Genomic DNA, 15,911 nt, shown 5'->3' on the forward strand with positions numbered 1-15,911 from the left:
ATGGCCGTGACGCTCACTCCGGCGCCGACACCGGTCCGCCGGCCCGTCCGCGATCGGCACCACCGCGGCGTCAGCCGCTGGATCGTGCTCGCCCTGGTCGGTGTCGGGGCGCTCATCATGCTGGTGCCGTTCGCGTTCATGCTGCTCAACGCGTTCAAGTCGCCCGGCGACTACTCGTCGGGCGGGCCGCTGAGCTGGCCGGGCGAGTTCTACACCAAGGGCCTGCGGACGTACTGGACCGAGGTGAACTTCCCCCTCAAGCTGTGGAACTCGGCCCTCATCGCCGGCTCCGTGGCGGTACTCGGCGTCATCGTGTCCCTGCTCAACGCGTACGCCCTGGGCATCGGTCGGGTCCGCGGCCGACTGTGGATCGTCGGGCTGTTCCTGCTGGCCAACATGCTGCCGCAGGAGGCGCTGATCTACCCGCTGTACTACGTGGCGAAGGAGGTCGGCCTCTACAACACGAGACTCGCGGTGATCATCATCTTCACCGTCATCCAGAGCGCGTTCGGCACGTACCTGCTGGCCTCGGTCCTGGGCACCTTCCCCCGCTCGCTGCTGGAGGCCGCCGCGCTCGACGGCGCCGGCACGTGGACGGTGCTGTGGAGGGTGGTCTTCCCCAACCTGCGACCCACCCTGGCCGTACTCCTCATCTTCTTCTTCATCTGGACCTGGAACGAGTTCCTCATCCCGCTGGTCATGCTGATCGACAACCAGACGCAGACCATCCCGGTAGCGCTCGCGTCGTTGCAGGGCGACCGTCTGATGGACGCCCCGACGACGAACGCCGGAGCGCTGATCAGCCTGGTGCCGGCCATTCTCTTCTTCCTCATCTTCCAGCGCACTCTGGCGCGCGGCATCACGGCAGGAGCCGAGAAGTGAAGTTCACCGACGGGTACTGGCAACTGCGCCCGGGGGTCAGCGTGCTGCGCCCCGGCGCGGTGGAATCGGTCGAGCCGGACGAGAGCGGCTTCACCGTCTTCGCGCCGGCCGGTCAGATCACCGGTCGGGGCGACACCCTCAACCGGCCCGTCGTCACCGTCCGGTTCTTCTCCCCCGCACCGGGCGTCGTCGGGGTGACAATCGGTCACCACAGCGGCGGACTGCCCCGCGAGCCGCGCTTCGCGGTGACCACCGACGGCACGCACCCCGTCAGCATCGACATCACCGGCATCACCGCGTCACTGACCGCCGGCGAACTGACCGCCCGGGTCGCGCTCGTCGACGGCTGGCGGGTCGAGTTCCGGCACGGCGACCGGCTGCTCACCGCGTCCACGACCCGCAGCGTCGGGATCGTCACCGACGGCCAGGGCCGTCGGTACGTGCACGAGCGGCTCGCGCTGGGCGTCGGCGAGACGGTGTACGGGCTGGGCGAGCGCTTCGGCCCGTTCGTCAAGAACGGCCAGACCGTGGACATCTGGAACGCCGACGGTGGGACGGCCAGCGAACAGGCGTACAAGAACGTGCCGTTCTATCTCAGCAGCGCCGGCTACGGGGTCTTCGTGGACCACCCGGAGCACGTGTCGTTCGAGGTCGGCTCGGAGGTCGTGGCCCAGAACCAGTTCAGCGTCGAGGGGCAGTCGCTCACCTACTACGTCATCGACGGGCCCACCCCGAAGGACGTGCTGCGCCGCTACACCGCGTTGACCGGCCGACCGGCCCGGGTGCCCGCCTGGTCGTACGGGCTGTGGCTGTCCACGTCGTTCACCACCTCGTACGACGAGAAGACGGTGACCGAGTTCGTCGACGGCATGGTCGAGCGGAACCTGCCGCTGTCGGTGTTCCACTTCGACTGCTTCTGGATGCGCCAGTTCCACTGGGTCGACTTCGTCTGGGACCCGGCGACCTTCCCGGACCCGGAGGGCATGCTGCGCCGGCTGCACGAGCGCGACCTGAAGGTGTGCGTCTGGATCAACCCGTACATCGCGCAGCGGTCGTACCTCTTCGAGGAGGGCCGCCAGGCCGGCTACCTGGTCCGCAACCCGGACGGCTCGGTGTGGCAGTGGGACAAGTGGCAGGCCGGGATGGCGCTCGTCGACTTCACCAACCCGGACGCGGTCGCGTGGTTCACCGGCAAGCTCAAGGTCCTGCTGGACATGGGCGTCGACTGCTTCAAGACCGACTTCGGTGAGCGCATCCCGACCGACGTCGTGTGGCACGACGGCTCCGATCCGCAGCGGATGCACAACTACTACTCCTACCTCTACAACAAGGCGGTCTTCGAGCTGTTGGAGACCGAGCGTGGGGAGGGCGAGGCGGTGGTGTTCGCCCGCTCCGCCACCACCGGGGGGCAGCAGTTCCCGGTGCACTGGGGCGGCGACTGCGAGGCGACGTTCGTCGCCATGGCGGAGTCACTGCGCGGCGGGCTGTCCCTGGCGGCGTCCGGTTTCGGCTACTGGAGCCACGACATCGGCGGCTTCGAGGGCACCCCCGATCCGGCGGTGTTCAAGCGGTGGATCGCCTTCGGCCTGCTCTCCTCGCACTCCCGGCTGCACGGCTCCGGCTCGTACCGGGTCCCGTGGGCGTACGACGCGGAGGCCGTCGACGTGCTGCGGCACTTCACCCGACTCAAGCTCCGCCTGATGCCGTACCTGGCGGCGGCCGCCCAGGAGGCGCACCGCGAGGGGACACCCATGATGCGTCCGATGGTCGTGGAGTTCCCGGACGATCCGGCTGCGGCGCACCTGGACCGGCAGTACATGCTCGGCTCCGACGTGCTGGTCGCGCCGGTGCTGAGCGCCGACGGCGAGGTCACCTTCTACGTTCCCGCCGGCACGTGGACGCACCTGGTGACCGGCGCGCAGCTCACCGGCCCGGCCTGGGTGACCGAGAAGCACGAGTTCGACAGCCTGCCGGTGCTCGTCCGGCCGGGCGCGGTGATCCCGTTCGGGGCGCGCGCCGACCGGCCCGACTACGAGTGGGCGGACGGGGTGGAGCTGCGCCTATACGCTCCGGCGGAGGGGCAGCGGCGGCGGGTACGGATACCGTCGCCCGGCCTGGGCGCCGGCGCGGAGTTCGAGGTGAGCTTCCGCGACGGGGTGGGCAGCGCGGAACTGGTCGCGGGTGAATCGTCGGCGTACCACTGTGTGGTCGTCGGAACGGAGGCAGCAGGACGATGACGGCGCGCACCTTCCCGGAGAGTTTCCTGTGGGGTTCGGCGACGGCGGCCTACCAGATCGAGGGTGCGGCCACCGAGGACGGCAGGGGTCCGTCCATCTGGGACACCTACAGCCACACACCCGGACGGACGTTGAACGGCGACACCGGTGACGTGGCAGCCGACCACTACCACCGCTGGGCGCAGGACCTCGACCACGTCGCCGAGCTGGGCCTGGGCGCGTACCGCTTCTCGATCTCCTGGCCGCGGGTCCAGCCGGGCGGGTCCGGCCGTTTCAACCAGGCCGGGCTGGACTTCTACTCCCGGCTGGTCGACGGCCTGCTCGAGCGCGGCATCCGCCCGGTGGCCACGATGTACCACTGGGACCTGCCGCAGGAGCTGGAGGACGCCGGTGGTTGGCCGGTGCGGGACACGGCGCTGCGCTTCGAGGACTACGCGTCGGGGATCGTCGCCGCGCTCGGCGACCGGGTGCACACCTGGACCACGCTCAACGAGCCGTGGTGCTCGGCGTACCTGGGTTACGGCTCCGGCGTCCACGCGCCGGGGCGCACCGAGCCGGCGGCGGCGCTGGCGGCGGTGCACCACCTGAACCTCGCGCACGGCCTGGCCGGTCGCGTGGTCCGGGAGGTGGCGCCGACCGCGGAGCTGTCGGTGACGCTGAACCTGCACGTGATCCGCCCGGCCTCCGACACGGCCCAGGACGTCGACGCGGCCCGCCGTATCGACGCGCTGGCCAACCGGGCGTTCCTCGGCCCGATGTTGAACGGAGCGTACCCGGCCGACCTGCTGGCCGACACGGCGGGCGTCACCGACTGGTCGTTCGTGCAGCAGGGCGACGAGAAGGTGGCCGCGGTGCCGCTGGACGTGCTGGGCGTCAACTACTACTCCAGCACCCTCGTCCGGGCCTGGGACGGCCGCTCGGCCCGCTCGGACGCCGACGGTCACGGCGCGTCGGCGCACTCGCCGTGGGTCGGCGCCGACGACGTCGACTTCCTGCCGCTGCCCGGCCCGTACACGGCGATGGGGTGGAACATCGACCCACCGGCCCTGACCGAGCTGCTGCTGCGGCTCAGCCGGGAGTACCCGGGACAGCCCATGATGATCACCGAGAACGGCGCGGCCTTCGACGACGAGGTGGCGGCCGAAGGCCGGATCCACGACGTCCGGCGGATCGACTACCTGCGTCGGCACATCTCGGCCGTGGCGGACGCCCGCGAGCAGGGCGCGGACGTGCGGGGCTACTTCGTCTGGTCGCTGCTGGACAACTTCGAGTGGGGCTACGGCTACGACCGCCGGTTCGGGATCATCCGGGTCGACTACGACAGCCAGGAACGCACCTGGAAGGACAGCGCGCACTGGTACGCGCGCCTAGCAGCCACCGGCCGTCCCGACTAAGTCCAGCCCCCGCCCTGCCCTGCCCTGCCCCCGCCGCGCCCCCGCCGCGCCGATCTTGCACTTTCTGTCGCGACATAGGGGCCGTTTTCGCATATATCGACAACCGAAACTGCAAGATCGGCGCGGCCCAAGGACGGCGCGGCCCAAGGACGGCGCGGCCCAAGGACGGCGCGGCTCAGGGGCGGCGCGGCCCAAGGACGGCGCGGCCCAAGGACGGCGCGGCCCAAGGGCGGCGCGGCGTGGCGCTGGTGCTACTAGACCTCGACGCGCTGGGATGGGACGGTCAGGCCGTAGAGCTCCATCAGCTCCGGACTGTCGACGCGGCTGCCGTCGGCGACCGAGTCGCAGGCGATGTCGACGATCTGGTCCTTGTGCGCCAGCAGGTACGGCCGGGCGCCCACGTCGGCGCTGGCCAGGGTGGCGATGCCGGGCCAGTGCCGGCGGCCGAACAGCATCGGGTAGCCGCGCAGCCCGTCGTAGGTGGCGCAGACCAGCACATCCGGGTACGGCAGCGCGGCCACCCGGCATACCGCTGCGGCGGTGAGCCCCGGCATGTCGACCGGCACCACCACCACCGCCTCGATTCCCTCGTCGTCCATGGCGGCCAGACCGGCGCGGATGGACGAGCCGACCCCGGTGCCCCATGCCTTGTTGACCACGACGGTGACCTTGTCCAGGTCGGCGGTCTCGCGGACCTGGTCGGCGGCGGCCCCCAGCACGACCACGATCTGCTCGCAGCCCGCCTCGGTCATCGTGTCGATCATCTGGTTGACCAGGGGTTTTTCCCCCTGGTGCAGCAGCGCCTCGGGCCCGCCGATACGGCGTCCCCCGCCTGCGGCGATGATCATTCCTGCGATCCGGTTCAGCTGCGCCCCCTCAAGCACGGGACCGACCGTGACCGCTCGGCCCCTCCTACGGACACTGCAACGAGGAGGGTCGTGCACGGGTGGCGGGGCGAAAAGGGAAAATAGTGCAACCGTTACGCAACGGACCGCCATCGAACCCGGCGGCCGGGCCGGTCAGGTGGCGTCGGCGTAGCAGTCGACTATGGACAGGTCCAGCGGGAAGCGCACCGGGGTGGCACCGAACAGCAGTGCGGTGGCCCGGTCACCCGCCCGGTGAACCGCCGCCGCGACGGCCTCGGCCTGCTCGGCGGGACAGTGCACGATCACCTCGTCGTGCTGGAAGAACACCAGTTCGGCGTTGGTGCCGGCCAGCTCGGTGCGCAGCGTCGCCAGCAGCGTGGAGGCCCACTCGGCGGCGGTGGCCTGGATGACGAAGTTGCGGGTGAATCGGCCCCGGGACCGGGCGGCGCGCGCCCGTGGGCTCTGCCGATCGGCGGCGGCATCCGGGTCGACCGGCCCCTCGTCCGGGTCGGCGAACCCGACCGAACCCGGTGGGCAGGTACGCCCCAGCCACGAGCGCACCAAACCGCCCGCCTCGCCGGTGCGCGCCGCCGCCTCGACGTAGCCGAACGCCGTCGGGTAGCTGTGTTTCAGCACCGCCAGCGCGGGCACCGCCGCCCCGCCGGTCTGCCCGTACATCGCGCCCAGCAGCGCCACCTTGGCCCGGGGGCGGTCACCGCCGAACGACTCCCGGGCCAGCGCGGCGTAGAGGTCACCGGCGCCGCCCGCCGCCGCCAACCGGGCGTCCCCGGAGACCGCAGCCAGGACGCGGGGCTCCAACTGGCCGGCGTCGGCGACCACCAGCCGCCAGCCCGGGTCGGCCACCACCGCCCGACGGATCACCTTGGGGATCTGCAACGCGCCACCGCCACGGGTCGCCCAGCGCCCGGAGACGACCCCGCCCGGCACGTACTCCGGCTGGAACCGGCCGTCGCGCACCCACTGCTCACGCCAGGACCAGCCGTGCGCCGTCCAGATCCGGTACAGCTCCTTGTATTCGAGCACCAGGGGCACCGCGGGATGGTCCACACCGCGCAGCACCCAGGCCCGGGTGTTGGGCAGCTCCACCCCGGCCCGGGCGAACGCCTTGAGCAGCTCGGCCGGGGAGTCGGCGTGCAGCCGGCGGACGCCGAACGCGTCGGCGATCCGGGCCGCCAGCTCGGCCAACCGGCGCGGCGGCCCACCCACCGGGGACGGCTCACCCAGCAGCTCGGCGAGAATCGCGTCGTGCACGTCGGCCCGCCAGGGCAGCCCGGCGGCACCCATCTCCGCAGCGATCAGGGTGCCAGCCGACTCGGCGGCCACCAGCAGCCGGAACCGGCCGGGGTGCTCGGTCCGCGCGGCCCGGGCGAGCTGGTCGGCGTACACCTGGGTCAGTGCCTCGATGCCCGGGCCCGGCGGGCCGGGCAGCGTGTCGAAGAGCGCGCCCTGGCCGTGACCGGGCGGCGCGACGGCACGCGGCGGCGGGTCGGCCGGCACGGGCCCGCCGGTCAGGCGGGCCCAGGCGGCGGCCAGCGCGCGGGGCTCGCCCCACCGGCCGGCGTGCCCGAGCAGCAGCGCCTCGGTCAACTCCACGTCGTGGCACCGCTCGACCCGCACGCCGGCCCGCAGCAACGCCGGGTAGATCGTGCCCGCGGTGGCCCAGACCCAGCGGGGACGCTCGGCCGCCTCCCGGGCTGCCACCGCGGCGGCGAGGTCGGTCGCCGTCTCGATCGGGCCGGCGGGACGGCCAGCGGCGTCGAGCGGGCGCAACGCTCCCCCGCCCTGCTCATCTGCCACCACCGCCACCAGCACGAAATGTGATTCTGCCTTCCCCCTGCGACAGGAAAACCGGTCGGTGGGTCGGCCCGGCGCTCGGTAGCGTGGCCAGGGTGCCCGTCCAGATTCCGCACCCCGACCCCGGCACTCCCGACACCCGCGGTCCGATGCGGTACCTGTGGTGGCTCGTCCGTCGGCAGCCCTGGCGGGTGCTGCGCGGCAGCCTGCTCGGCACGGCCTGGATGGTCGGGCTGTCGGTTCGGCCCTACCTGATCGCCCGTGCCGTCGACGACGGTCTGCGCGACCGCGACACCCGCGCCCTGGTCCTGTGGGTCGCGGCGATCGTCGTGGCGGGAGTGGCGTTGTCGTACCTGGGGATCATGCGGCACCGCACGATGACCTTCATCCGGGAGGACGCCAAGGCCCGCTCCGCGGAGGTGCTGCTGCGTCACCTGTCCCGGGTCGGCGCGGCGCTACCGCGTCGTTCCGCCGCCGGTGAGGTGGCCACCATCGGTGGGTCCGACATCGAGTGGACGGCGCAGGTGCTGACGTTGACCGGGCCCGGGGTCGGGGCGATCGTCGCGTACGGGGTCATCGCCGCGGTGCTCTGGTCGATCTCTCCGCTGCTCGCGCTCTGCGTGCTGGTGGGCGTGCCGGCGGTCGCGCTCGTCGTCGGGCCGCTGCTGCGCCGGCTCGAACGCGTGGAGTCGGTCTACCGCGGGCAGCAGGGCGCGCTGACCGCCCGGTCCGGCGACATCGTGGCCGGGCTGCGGGTGCTCGCCGGGGTGGGTGGTCGGGATCTCTTCGCCCGCCGGTACGCGAGCCGGTCGCAGGACCTGCGCGCCGAGGGCTACCGCGTCGGCGCGGTCGTCAGCTGGATCGACGCGGCGACGGTGGCCATCCCCGGCCTGTTCCTGGCGGTCGTGGTGTGGTTGACCGCCCGGATGGCGGTGACCGGTGACGTCACGATCGGCGAACTCGTCGCCGTCTACGGCTACGTGGCGACCCTGATCGTGCCGGTCTGGTTCCTGTTGGAGGGCGGTCACCAGCTCATCCGTGGTCGGATCGCGGCCGGCCGGATCGCCGGGCTGCTCCGGCTCACCCCGGACGACGTCGGCGGGCCGGGCCGCCGGTGGCCGGCCGTCGTCCCCGGCACGCGAGACCCGTACGCCGTGGCCGCGCCGACCGGCCCCGCCGACCTGCGCGACCCGGCGAGCGGGCTGACCGTACGCGCCGGCCGGCTGACCGCCGTCGCCGCCGACGACCCGGCGGACGCCGTGGCGCTTGCCGACCGGCTCGGCCGGTACGTCGTCAGCGACGCCACCTGGGGCGGCGTACCGCTGACCGCTGTCGCCCTGGACGAGGTCCGTGCCCGGATCCTCGTCGCCGACCACGACTCGTACCTCTTCGCCGGGACGCTGCGGGACGTGCTGAGCCCGGGGACCGACGACGACGTCCGTGCCGCTCTGCGGACCGCGTCGGCCGACGACATCGTCGACGCCCTGCCGGCCGGGCTGGACACCCCGCTGGACGCCCAGGCCCGGACGCTCTCCGGCGGTCAACGCCAGCGGGTACGCCTGGCCCGGGCCCTGCTCGCCGAGCCGGAGGTGCTGATCCTCGTCGACCCCACCTCCGCCGTGGACGCGCACACCGAGGCGCGGATCGCCGAGCGGCTGCACGCGGCGCGGGCCGGACGGACCACCCTGGTGTTCGCCACGTCACCGCTGCTGCTCGGCCGTGCCGACGAGGTCGCGCACCTGAGCGCGGGCCGGATCACCGCCACCGGCACCCACGACGGCCTGCTCGAATACGTCCCCGGTTACCGGCACCTGGTCGCCCGCGGCAGCGACGATCCGCTCGTCGAGCGCCGCGACGACGCCGAGGAGGCACACCGGTGAGCCGGCTGCCGGTCGCGGACCGCGGGACCGTTCGCCGCGCCCTGCGGGACATGATCAGCAGGCATCGCCGGGCCGTCGGCGTCGTGCTGGTGCTGCACAGCGCCGCCGCGCTCGCCGGGCTCGCCCCGCCGTGGCTGCTGGGCACCATCGTCGACCGGGTCACGGCGGGCGCGGGCGTGGCGACCGTGGACCGGCTGGCCCTGGCGATCGCCGGCTGCGTCGTGGTGAGCGCGCTGCTCTCCCGGTACGCCCAGTACGCCGGTCACCGCTTCGGCGAACGCGCCGTCGCCGAGCTGCGCGAGCAGTTCGTCGACCGGACGCTCGCGCTACCGGTCTCGGTCGTGGAGCGTGCCGGGGCCGGGGATCTGGCGACCCGCAGCTCGGTCGACGTGGCGACGGTCGGGACCACGGTCCGGGACGTGGCGCCCACCATCGTCATCGCCTCGGTGCAGTTGACGTTGCTGTTCGGCGCGGTGTTCCTGCTGCACCCCCTGCTCGGGCTCGCGGCGCTGGCCGGGCTGCCGTCGATCGTGACGGCGACCCGCTGGTACCTGCGGCGCGCCAGCTCCGCGTACCTCGCCGAGGGCGCCGAGGCGGCCGAGTTGACCGAGGCGTTGACCACCACCGCCGAGGGCGCCCGCACTGTGGAGGCGCTGCGGCTGACCGACGACCGCATCCGGTACGGCACCACCCGCGTCGCGCGTCTGTGGCAGGCCCGCCGGGCGACGCTCGCGCTGCGTACGGTGTTCTTCTCCATCGTCGAGGCCAGCTATCCGCTGCCGATCGCCCTGGTCCTGCTCGTCGGCGGCTATCTCCTCTCCGCCGACCTGGTGCCGCTCGGGTCGGTGGTCGCCGCCGCGCTCTACCTGCAACAGGCCATCGACCCGATGGACCGGCTGCTCCAGTGGACCGAGCAGGCACAGCGTGGCTTCGCGTCGTACGCCCGGGTGCTCGGCGTGGGCCTGGTCCCGCCCGAGCCGCCCGGCACCACGGCCACCTCGCGGGGCGAGCGGCTCGTCGTCCGCGAGGCGCGGTTCTCGTACGCCGACGGGCACGACGTGCTGCACGGCATCGACCTGGAGGTACGGCCCGGGGAACGGCTGGCCGTCGTCGGCCCGTCAGGCGCGGGCAAGTCGACCCTGGCCCGACTGCTCGCCGGGATCGACGCGCCACGGCAGGGCGTGGTCAGTATCGGCGGCTGCCCCGTCACCGACCTGGAACCGGCCGAACGACGACGGCGGATCGCCCTGGTCACCCAGGAGCACCACGTCTTCATCGGCTCGGTCCGCGACAACCTGGCGTTCGCCGCTCCGGACGCCACCGACGAGCAGATGCTCGCCGCGCTGGCCACCGTCGGCGCGGACTGGTTCGACGAACTACCCGACGGTCTGGACACCGCGCTCGGCGACGGCGCCCGGCGACTCGGCGCGGCGGAGGCCCAGCAGGTGGCGCTGGCCCGGCTGGTGCTCGCCGACCCGCACACGCTGATCCTGGACGAGGCGACCGCCGCGCTCGACCCGAGCACCGCCCGGCGGACCGAGCGGGCCCTCGCGGCCGTACTCGTCGGCCGAACGGTCATCGCCATCGCGCACCGGCTGAACACCGCGCACGACGCCGACCGGGTGGCCGTCCTGGCGGACGGCCGGATCACCGAGATCGGCAGCCACGACGAGCTCGTGACGGCCGGCGGGGCGTACGCCGCGCTCTGGCGCTCGTGGCACGCCCACGCCGACGGTCGCTGACCGGTGCTACTTCACCGCCCCGGAGGTCAGGCCGGCCTGGATCTGACGCTGGAAGACCGCGTACACGATGATCATCGGAAGGATGGCGATGGTCAGCGCGGCGAACAGCCCGGACCAGTCGGCCTCGTAGCCGGCGTTGACCGAGATGTCGGCGATGCCCTGGGTGAGCACCCACTTGTCCTTGGCGTTGGAGAGCAGCACCAACGGGAGCTGGTACTGCGCCCACTGCCCGATGATGTTGAAGATCGCCACGCTGATCAGGCCCGGCTTCGCCATCGGCATCATGACCTGGAAGAACAGCCGGGTGTGCCCGCAGCCGTCGATCATCCCCGCCTCGGCGACCGAGGACGGCAGCGTCTTGAAGAACGCGGCCAGGAAGAAGATCGTGAACGGCAGCGAGTAGGCGATGTAGACCAGGATCACGCCCTGGTAGGTGTCCAGCATGCCCAGCTGCTTCACCACGAAGAACAGCGGCACCAGGGCCAGGAACACCGGGAACGCCAGCCCCGAGACGAACAGGTAGTAGATCGCCCGGTTGCCCCAGAACTTGTACCGCGCCAGCACGTACGCGGCCATCGAGCCGAGCAGCATGGTGCCGAAGGTGCTGCACGCGACCACGAAGACGCTGTTCAGGAAGTACCGGCCGACGTTCGCCTTGGTCCACGCCCGGCCGAAGTTCTCCCAGCGCAGCTCCGCCGGGAGCGTCCACGGGCTGCTGAAGATCTCGCTGGTGTTCTTGAACGCGGCGAGGAACGTCCACAGGATCGGGACGATCACGATCACCGCCCACACGGCGAGCGCGATGTGCCCGAGGCTGGCGAAGAGCCGTACCTCCGAGCGGGGACCCTTGTCACGCCGACCGCCGGTCGCGGACCCCTCGCCGGTCTTCGGAGGTAGCGCCGCCGGCGTCGGCGGCAGCGTCGACTGCGGGTTCATCAGTACTCCACGCTTTCCCGCTTGGTGAGCCGCAGCGTCAGCGCCGCGAACGTGAGGGTGAGGAAGAACAGCGCCACGCCCATCGCGGAGGCGTAGCCGTACTTCGAGTAGACGAACGCGTTGCGGTAGATCTCCATGGCCAGCACGGTGGTGGCGCCGTCCGGGCCGCCGCCGTCGACCGAGAGCACGGCAACGATGGCGAACGCGTCGAACGCCGCGATACCCAGGTAGACCCACGCGACCTGGAGGGTGTCCCAGAGCAGCGGCAGGGTGACCCGGAAGAACAACGTCACCCTGCTCGCCCCGTCCATCTCCGCGGCCTCGTAGATCTCGCCCGGGATGGAGGCCATCCCGGCCGAGAAGAGCACCACGTAGAAGCCGACGGCCTGCCAGACCAGCACCCCGAGGATCGACCAGAGGGCCAGGTTCGGCTTGATGAGGAAGAGGATCGGCTCCAGGCCGAACTTCATCAGCACGCCGTTGATCAGGCCGGACTCGTTCGGCCGGTAGACCATCTGGAACAGCACCGCGATGATCGCCACCGCCAGGACCTGGGGGAAGAAGAACACCACCCGGTAGAACTTCGCCCCCCAGACCCCCTGGCGTTGACCGCCACTGCTCTTGCCGCCCACGTTGAGCAGGAAGGCGAAGAACAACGCGATGGCGATGGTGATCAGCGGCAGGGCAAGCAGCAGTACGCCGTGGTGCTGGACCGCCTTCCAGAAGGCGCCGTCGTCGAGCAGCTTCCGGTAGTTGTCGAAGCCCACCCACTGTGGGGCGGAGAGCCCCCGCCAGTTGGTCATCGAGATCTGGAACGCCTGCGCGTACGGCCAGATCACGAATGTCACGTACAGCGCGACCGGGGGGAACAGGAACCCGATCACGAATGGATACTTGCCGTGCCGCATGACCCTAGCTCCGATCGATCAGCGCTTGAACTTGGCGACCGAGCTGTCCTTCTTGATCGCGTCGGCGCGCTTCTGGATCCGCTCCACGAAGGCGTCCGCGTTGATCCGGCCGAACATCAGCTCGTTGGTGGCGCTGCGCGCCTCCGTGTCGAGCTCCTTGTACCAGCCGTCGAAGTACAGGTTGAACACGTCCTGACCGGCCGCCTTCAGCGCGGCCTGCGAGCTGGCCACACCGGGCGGGAAGGCGAAGCCCTCCGAGCCGGCGGGGACCACGGTCGGGGCCTTGACGACCTCGGTGAAGCCCTTCGCACCCGCCACGGACAGCATCTGGCGCATGTACTCCAGACCGCCCTTGGGGTTCTTGCTCTTGGCCGAGACGAAGTAGCCCTCGCCCGCGGTGGCCCGCAGCGCGGTGGCCGGCAGCTTGTCCGACGCGGTGAGGCTCGGCACCGGCATGAGCTGGTAGTCGAAGCCGGCCGGGGTGTCCTGCTTCTGCTCACCCTCCAGCCAGTCACCGCTGGGGTACAGGGCCACCTTGTACTGGTTCTGCCGCAGCTGCACGTCGGTGTGCTTGAGGCCCTCGAAGCTCTTGTCGCTGAACTTCGCGCCGACCTCGGCCCACGCCGTCGCGGCCTGCTTGACCGCGTCCTGCTTCCAGGCGCCGTCCTCCAGGTTGTCGATGTTCTTCAGCACATCGACGCCGCCGATCTTGGCAGCCTGGGTGAGGATCACGTTCCACTGGTAGTAGGCCGCGTTCGCGCCCGCGTACCCGTAGGGCGTGATGCCCTTGGCCTTGATGGCGGTGAGCAGCTTGATGAAGTCGTCCCAGGTCTTCGCCGGGGCCCAGCCGTTGTCCTTGAACAGCTTGGCCGAGTACCAGATGCCGAAGACGGTGGAGACATAGTACAGCACGTACGGCTTGCCGTTGAACGAGCCCGCCTCGACGGTGCCCGGCACCACGGTGTCCCGGACCTTCTTGGTGGCGTCGTCGACCGACGGGGCGTCCCACAGCTCGGTGAGGTCCTGGAGCTGACCGTCGGCGACGAGCGAGCCGAAGTCGATCAGCTTCTCGCCCGAGTTGTTCACGAACTCCGGCGGGTTGCCGGACGCGAACCGCGGCTGGAGCACCGTGGAGACGGCCTGCGTGGACTGGTGCTTGATCTCCGCCTTGGGGAACGCCTTCTTGTACAGCGGCTCGTGCACGTCGGTCGCGTACTTCTCGCCGTAACCGCCGTTGAAGATGATCACCTCGATGGGAGCGTCGTCCTTGACGCCCAGCGGGTTCTTCTCGCTCTTGGTACCTTCGGCGGCCTTCTCGTTGTCCTTGTCGCCGCCGCTGCTCGTCGCGCAGGCGCTGAGCAGGCCGATGGCCGGAGTGGCGAGCATGCCCACGGCGGCGGCGCGACGCAGCACCGTGCGGCGGTCGAGCGCGGCCGGGTGCTCGGGGGTAATCGACATCGTCGTCTCTCCTTGTGGAATTCGGGTCAGGCGGTACGCCGGAGACGTCCGGCGTACCGCGACTCGAGGGCGATGTTGTGCTCGTCCCCGCCGGGGACGTTGGCGGAGAGGTAGATAGGGGGCACCTCTCCGGCCTGGTGGAACCGTCGGACGACCTCAGCGGTCAGCAACTGCGCCAGCAGCGCCGTGGTGACCGAGGAGACCGCACAGACCGCGCCGCCGCCCTCGAGCGGCAGCAGTGCGTCACCGTACGGCGCGCCGTTGTCCAGCACGACGTCGGCAAGGTCGGCGAGCCGTTGACCGGACGGGTGCCGTGGCGCCACCCGCGCGGTGTGCTCGACCGAGGTGACCGCGATCAACGGGTGACCGCGTTCGGTGACCAGCGCCGCCAGCTCGACCACCGAGCCGTTGATGCCGGACTGGGACGCCACCACGAACACGTCGCGCGGCTGGGGCGCCGCGAGCGCGTAGATCTGGTGGGCGATGGAGGGATCACGTTCCAGCTTCGGGTCGGCGAGCACGTCGCGCGGGGCGTCGCCGTGCACCACCAGGTCCCGTACCGACAGCCGGTTCGTGGGGACCAGCCCGCCCGCGCGGGCGACCAGCTCGGCGGCGAACGCCTCGGAGTGCCCGGCCCCGAACGCCTGGAGCACGCCGCCGGAGCGCAGGCTGTCGGTGATCAGGTCGGCGGCCCGGGTGATCCCGTCGGCCTCCGAGTCGAGCAGCCGGTCGAGCACCGGGCGGACGGCGTCCGCGTACCCCTGTGCACTGATCATGAAAGGGTTCCCTTCGCTGCCTTGTGCCCGTCGACGGCCTGCGCGGTACGCCGGAAGGCCGCGTGGGCGCGGTCGTGGGTGCGCTGGGCGACGGCGATGTAGAGCAGGTCGAGCACCACCAGTTGCGGGTGGCGGGCGGAGAGCGCGTCCGGCCGGAAGGTGGTCGCCTGGCTGGCCGTGAGCAGCACGATGTCGGCCAGCTCGGCCAGCGGTGAGCGGGGGAAACCGGTGAGGGCGAGGGTCGTGGCACCCCTGCTGCCCGCCTCGGCGAGCATCTCGATGGTCTCCCGGGTCTGGCCGGTGTGCGAGATGCCGAGCGCGACGTCGCCGGCGCCGAGCAGCGCGGCGCTGGCCAGCCCCTCGTGCACGTCGCTCCAGGCCCAGGCGGCCACCCCGATGCGGTGCAGGCTGAACTGCATCTCCTCGCCCACCAGCGCGCTGCCGCTGGCCCCGAAGATGTTCACCCGGTTGGCGCCGGCGATGGCCACCGCGGCGCGCTCCACCTCGCCGAGGTCGAGCAGCGCGGCGGTGTCGTGCATGGCGCGGGTGTCGGCGGCCATGATCTGGTCGAGGACCCGGGCGAGGGGATCGTTCGGCTGGATCTCGCGGCCGATGTCGACGGTCCAGCCGGCGGAGCGGGCCCGCCCGGTCTCGGCGGCGATCCCGAGGCGCAGGTCGGCGTACCCCTCGAAGCCCATCGCCCGGCAGAAGCGGGTGATGGTGGCCGGCGAGGTGCCGCTGCGCTCGGCCAGCTCCACGATGGTCGAGCGCGCCGCGGCCTCCGGGTCGCTGAGCACGTGCTCGGCGACCCGACGCAGCGCGCCGGTCAGCTCGCCGAGCCCGTTGCGTACCCGCGCCAGCACCCCGTCGGAGGCCGCACTCCTTCGGTCGATCGCGTAGGCGTCGACCACCGCGGTCCCCGCGGCGGTGTCCACCTCGTGATCAACCATGGGGCGCCTCAACTTTCCGAAAAGACTGTTAACTGTTAGTGGTAAAAGTTCTTACTGAACGGCCCTC

General features: G+C 71.5%; 12 protein-coding genes. 5 read left to right on the forward strand and 7 right to left on the reverse strand.

Features of this window, described 5'->3' with window-relative positions; genetic code table 11:
- The 3 genes from ABZV06_RS13230 to ABZV06_RS13240 are packed head-to-tail and all read left to right on the forward strand — an operon-like array spanning position 1 to position 4,513.
- The gene (locus ABZV06_RS13230; protein WP_355621149.1) at positions 1-882 is read left to right on the forward strand and encodes a carbohydrate ABC transporter permease; all 882 of its coding nucleotides are present in this window, start codon (positions 1-3) and stop codon (positions 880-882) included.
- Positions 879-3,119 carry an alpha-xylosidase gene (gene yicI, locus ABZV06_RS13235; RefSeq protein ID WP_355621152.1) on the forward strand — a complete coding sequence of 747 codons (2,241 nt, stop codon included), beginning with the start codon at positions 879-881 and terminating at the stop codon, positions 3,117-3,119. The genes ABZV06_RS13230 and yicI overlap by 4 nt, the downstream gene beginning before the upstream one ends.
- Positions 3,116-4,513 carry a GH1 family beta-glucosidase gene (locus ABZV06_RS13240; protein ID WP_355621155.1) on the forward strand — a complete coding sequence of 466 codons (1,398 nt, stop codon included), beginning with the start codon at positions 3,116-3,118 and terminating at the stop codon, positions 4,511-4,513. The genes yicI and ABZV06_RS13240 overlap by 4 nt, the downstream gene beginning before the upstream one ends.
- 254 nt (positions 4,514-4,767) lie before the next feature.
- Here the strand turns inward: ABZV06_RS13240 and ABZV06_RS13245 are convergent, their stop codons facing one another.
- Positions 4,768-5,361 carry an NTP transferase domain-containing protein gene (locus tag ABZV06_RS13245; protein WP_355245768.1) on the reverse strand — a complete coding sequence of 198 codons (594 nt, stop codon included), beginning with the start codon at positions 5,359-5,361 and terminating at the stop codon, positions 4,768-4,770.
- Between the two features lie 171 nt (positions 5,362-5,532).
- A complete protein-coding gene (locus tag ABZV06_RS13250; RefSeq protein WP_355621158.1) occupies positions 5,533-7,212 on the reverse strand; it encodes a bifunctional 3'-5' exonuclease/DNA polymerase in 1,680 nt (559 codons plus the stop codon).
- Between the two features lie 131 nt (positions 7,213-7,343).
- On the opposite strand from ABZV06_RS13250, the gene ABZV06_RS13255 reads away from it, so the two are divergent.
- Positions 7,344-9,074, forward strand: a complete 1,731-nt coding sequence (locus ABZV06_RS13255) for an ABC transporter ATP-binding protein (protein ID WP_355621256.1) — start codon at positions 7,344-7,346, stop codon at positions 9,072-9,074.
- A gap of 50 nt (positions 9,075-9,124) precedes the next feature.
- Positions 9,125-10,816: an ABC transporter ATP-binding protein gene (locus tag ABZV06_RS13260; protein ID WP_355621259.1), complete on the forward strand. Its 1,692-nt coding sequence runs from the start codon at positions 9,125-9,127 to the stop codon at positions 10,814-10,816.
- A 6-nt stretch (positions 10,817-10,822) separates the two neighbouring features.
- Here the strand turns inward: ABZV06_RS13260 and ABZV06_RS13265 are convergent, their stop codons facing one another.
- Genes ABZV06_RS13265 through ABZV06_RS13285 form a run of 5 tightly spaced genes read right to left on the reverse strand, consistent with a single transcriptional unit; the run spans position 10,823 to position 15,844 of the window.
- On the reverse strand, positions 10,823-11,752 hold the full coding sequence (locus ABZV06_RS13265) for a carbohydrate ABC transporter permease (protein WP_355245762.1): 930 nt from the start codon (positions 11,750-11,752) through the stop codon (positions 10,823-10,825).
- The gene (locus ABZV06_RS13270) at positions 11,752-12,660 is read right to left on the reverse strand and encodes a sugar ABC transporter permease (protein WP_355245759.1); all 909 of its coding nucleotides are present in this window, start codon (positions 12,658-12,660) and stop codon (positions 11,752-11,754) included. The genes ABZV06_RS13265 and ABZV06_RS13270 overlap by 1 nt, the downstream gene beginning before the upstream one ends.
- An 18-nt stretch (positions 12,661-12,678) precedes the next feature.
- Positions 12,679-14,118 (reverse strand): N-acetylglucosamine/diacetylchitobiose ABC transporter substrate-binding protein, encoded by a 1,440-nt coding sequence (ngcE, locus tag ABZV06_RS13275; RefSeq protein ID WP_355245756.1) that lies wholly within the window; start codon positions 14,116-14,118, stop codon positions 12,679-12,681.
- A gap of 26 nt (positions 14,119-14,144) precedes the next feature.
- Positions 14,145-14,894 carry an SIS domain-containing protein gene (locus tag ABZV06_RS13280; RefSeq protein WP_355245753.1) on the reverse strand — a complete coding sequence of 250 codons (750 nt, stop codon included), beginning with the start codon at positions 14,892-14,894 and terminating at the stop codon, positions 14,145-14,147.
- A complete protein-coding gene (locus ABZV06_RS13285) occupies positions 14,891-15,844 on the reverse strand; it encodes a MurR/RpiR family transcriptional regulator (RefSeq protein WP_355245750.1) in 954 nt (317 codons plus the stop codon). Before ABZV06_RS13285 ends, ABZV06_RS13280 begins: the two co-directional genes overlap by 4 nt.
- Positions 15,845-15,911 lie beyond the last annotated feature (67 nt).

The organism is Micromonospora sp. NPDC005172 (assembly GCF_040608555.1).
Taxonomy (GTDB): Bacteria; Actinomycetota; Actinomycetes; order Mycobacteriales; family Micromonosporaceae; genus Micromonospora.

Excerpts from the sequence above, each read along its gene's own strand:
- ABZV06_RS13230 (WP_355621149.1), top strand. The coding sequence starts at position 1 with ATGGCCGTGACGCTCACTCCGGCGCCGACACCGGTCCGCCGGCCCGTC.
- ABZV06_RS13240 (WP_355621155.1), top strand. The coding sequence starts at position 3,116 with ATGACGGCGCGCACCTTCCCGGAGAGTTTCCTGTGGGGTTCGGCGACG.
- ABZV06_RS13245 (WP_355245768.1), bottom strand. The coding sequence starts at position 5,361 with ATGATCATCGCCGCAGGCGGGGGACGCCGTATCGGCGGGCCCGAGGCG.
- ABZV06_RS13255 (WP_355621256.1), top strand. The coding sequence starts at position 7,344 with ATGCGGTACCTGTGGTGGCTCGTCCGTCGGCAGCCCTGGCGGGTGCTG.
- ABZV06_RS13260 (WP_355621259.1), top strand. The coding sequence starts at position 9,125 with ATGATCAGCAGGCATCGCCGGGCCGTCGGCGTCGTGCTGGTGCTGCAC.
- ABZV06_RS13265 (WP_355245762.1), bottom strand. The coding sequence starts at position 11,752 with ATGAACCCGCAGTCGACGCTGCCGCCGACGCCGGCGGCGCTACCTCCG.
- ABZV06_RS13270 (WP_355245759.1), bottom strand. The coding sequence starts at position 12,660 with ATGCGGCACGGCAAGTATCCATTCGTGATCGGGTTCCTGTTCCCCCCG.
- ngcE (WP_355245756.1), bottom strand. The coding sequence starts at position 14,118 with ATGTCGATTACCCCCGAGCACCCGGCCGCGCTCGACCGCCGCACGGTG.
- ABZV06_RS13280 (WP_355245753.1), bottom strand. The coding sequence starts at position 14,894 with ATGATCAGTGCACAGGGGTACGCGGACGCCGTCCGCCCGGTGCTCGAC.
- ABZV06_RS13285 (WP_355245750.1), bottom strand. The coding sequence starts at position 15,844 with ATGGTTGATCACGAGGTGGACACCGCCGCGGGGACCGCGGTGGTCGAC.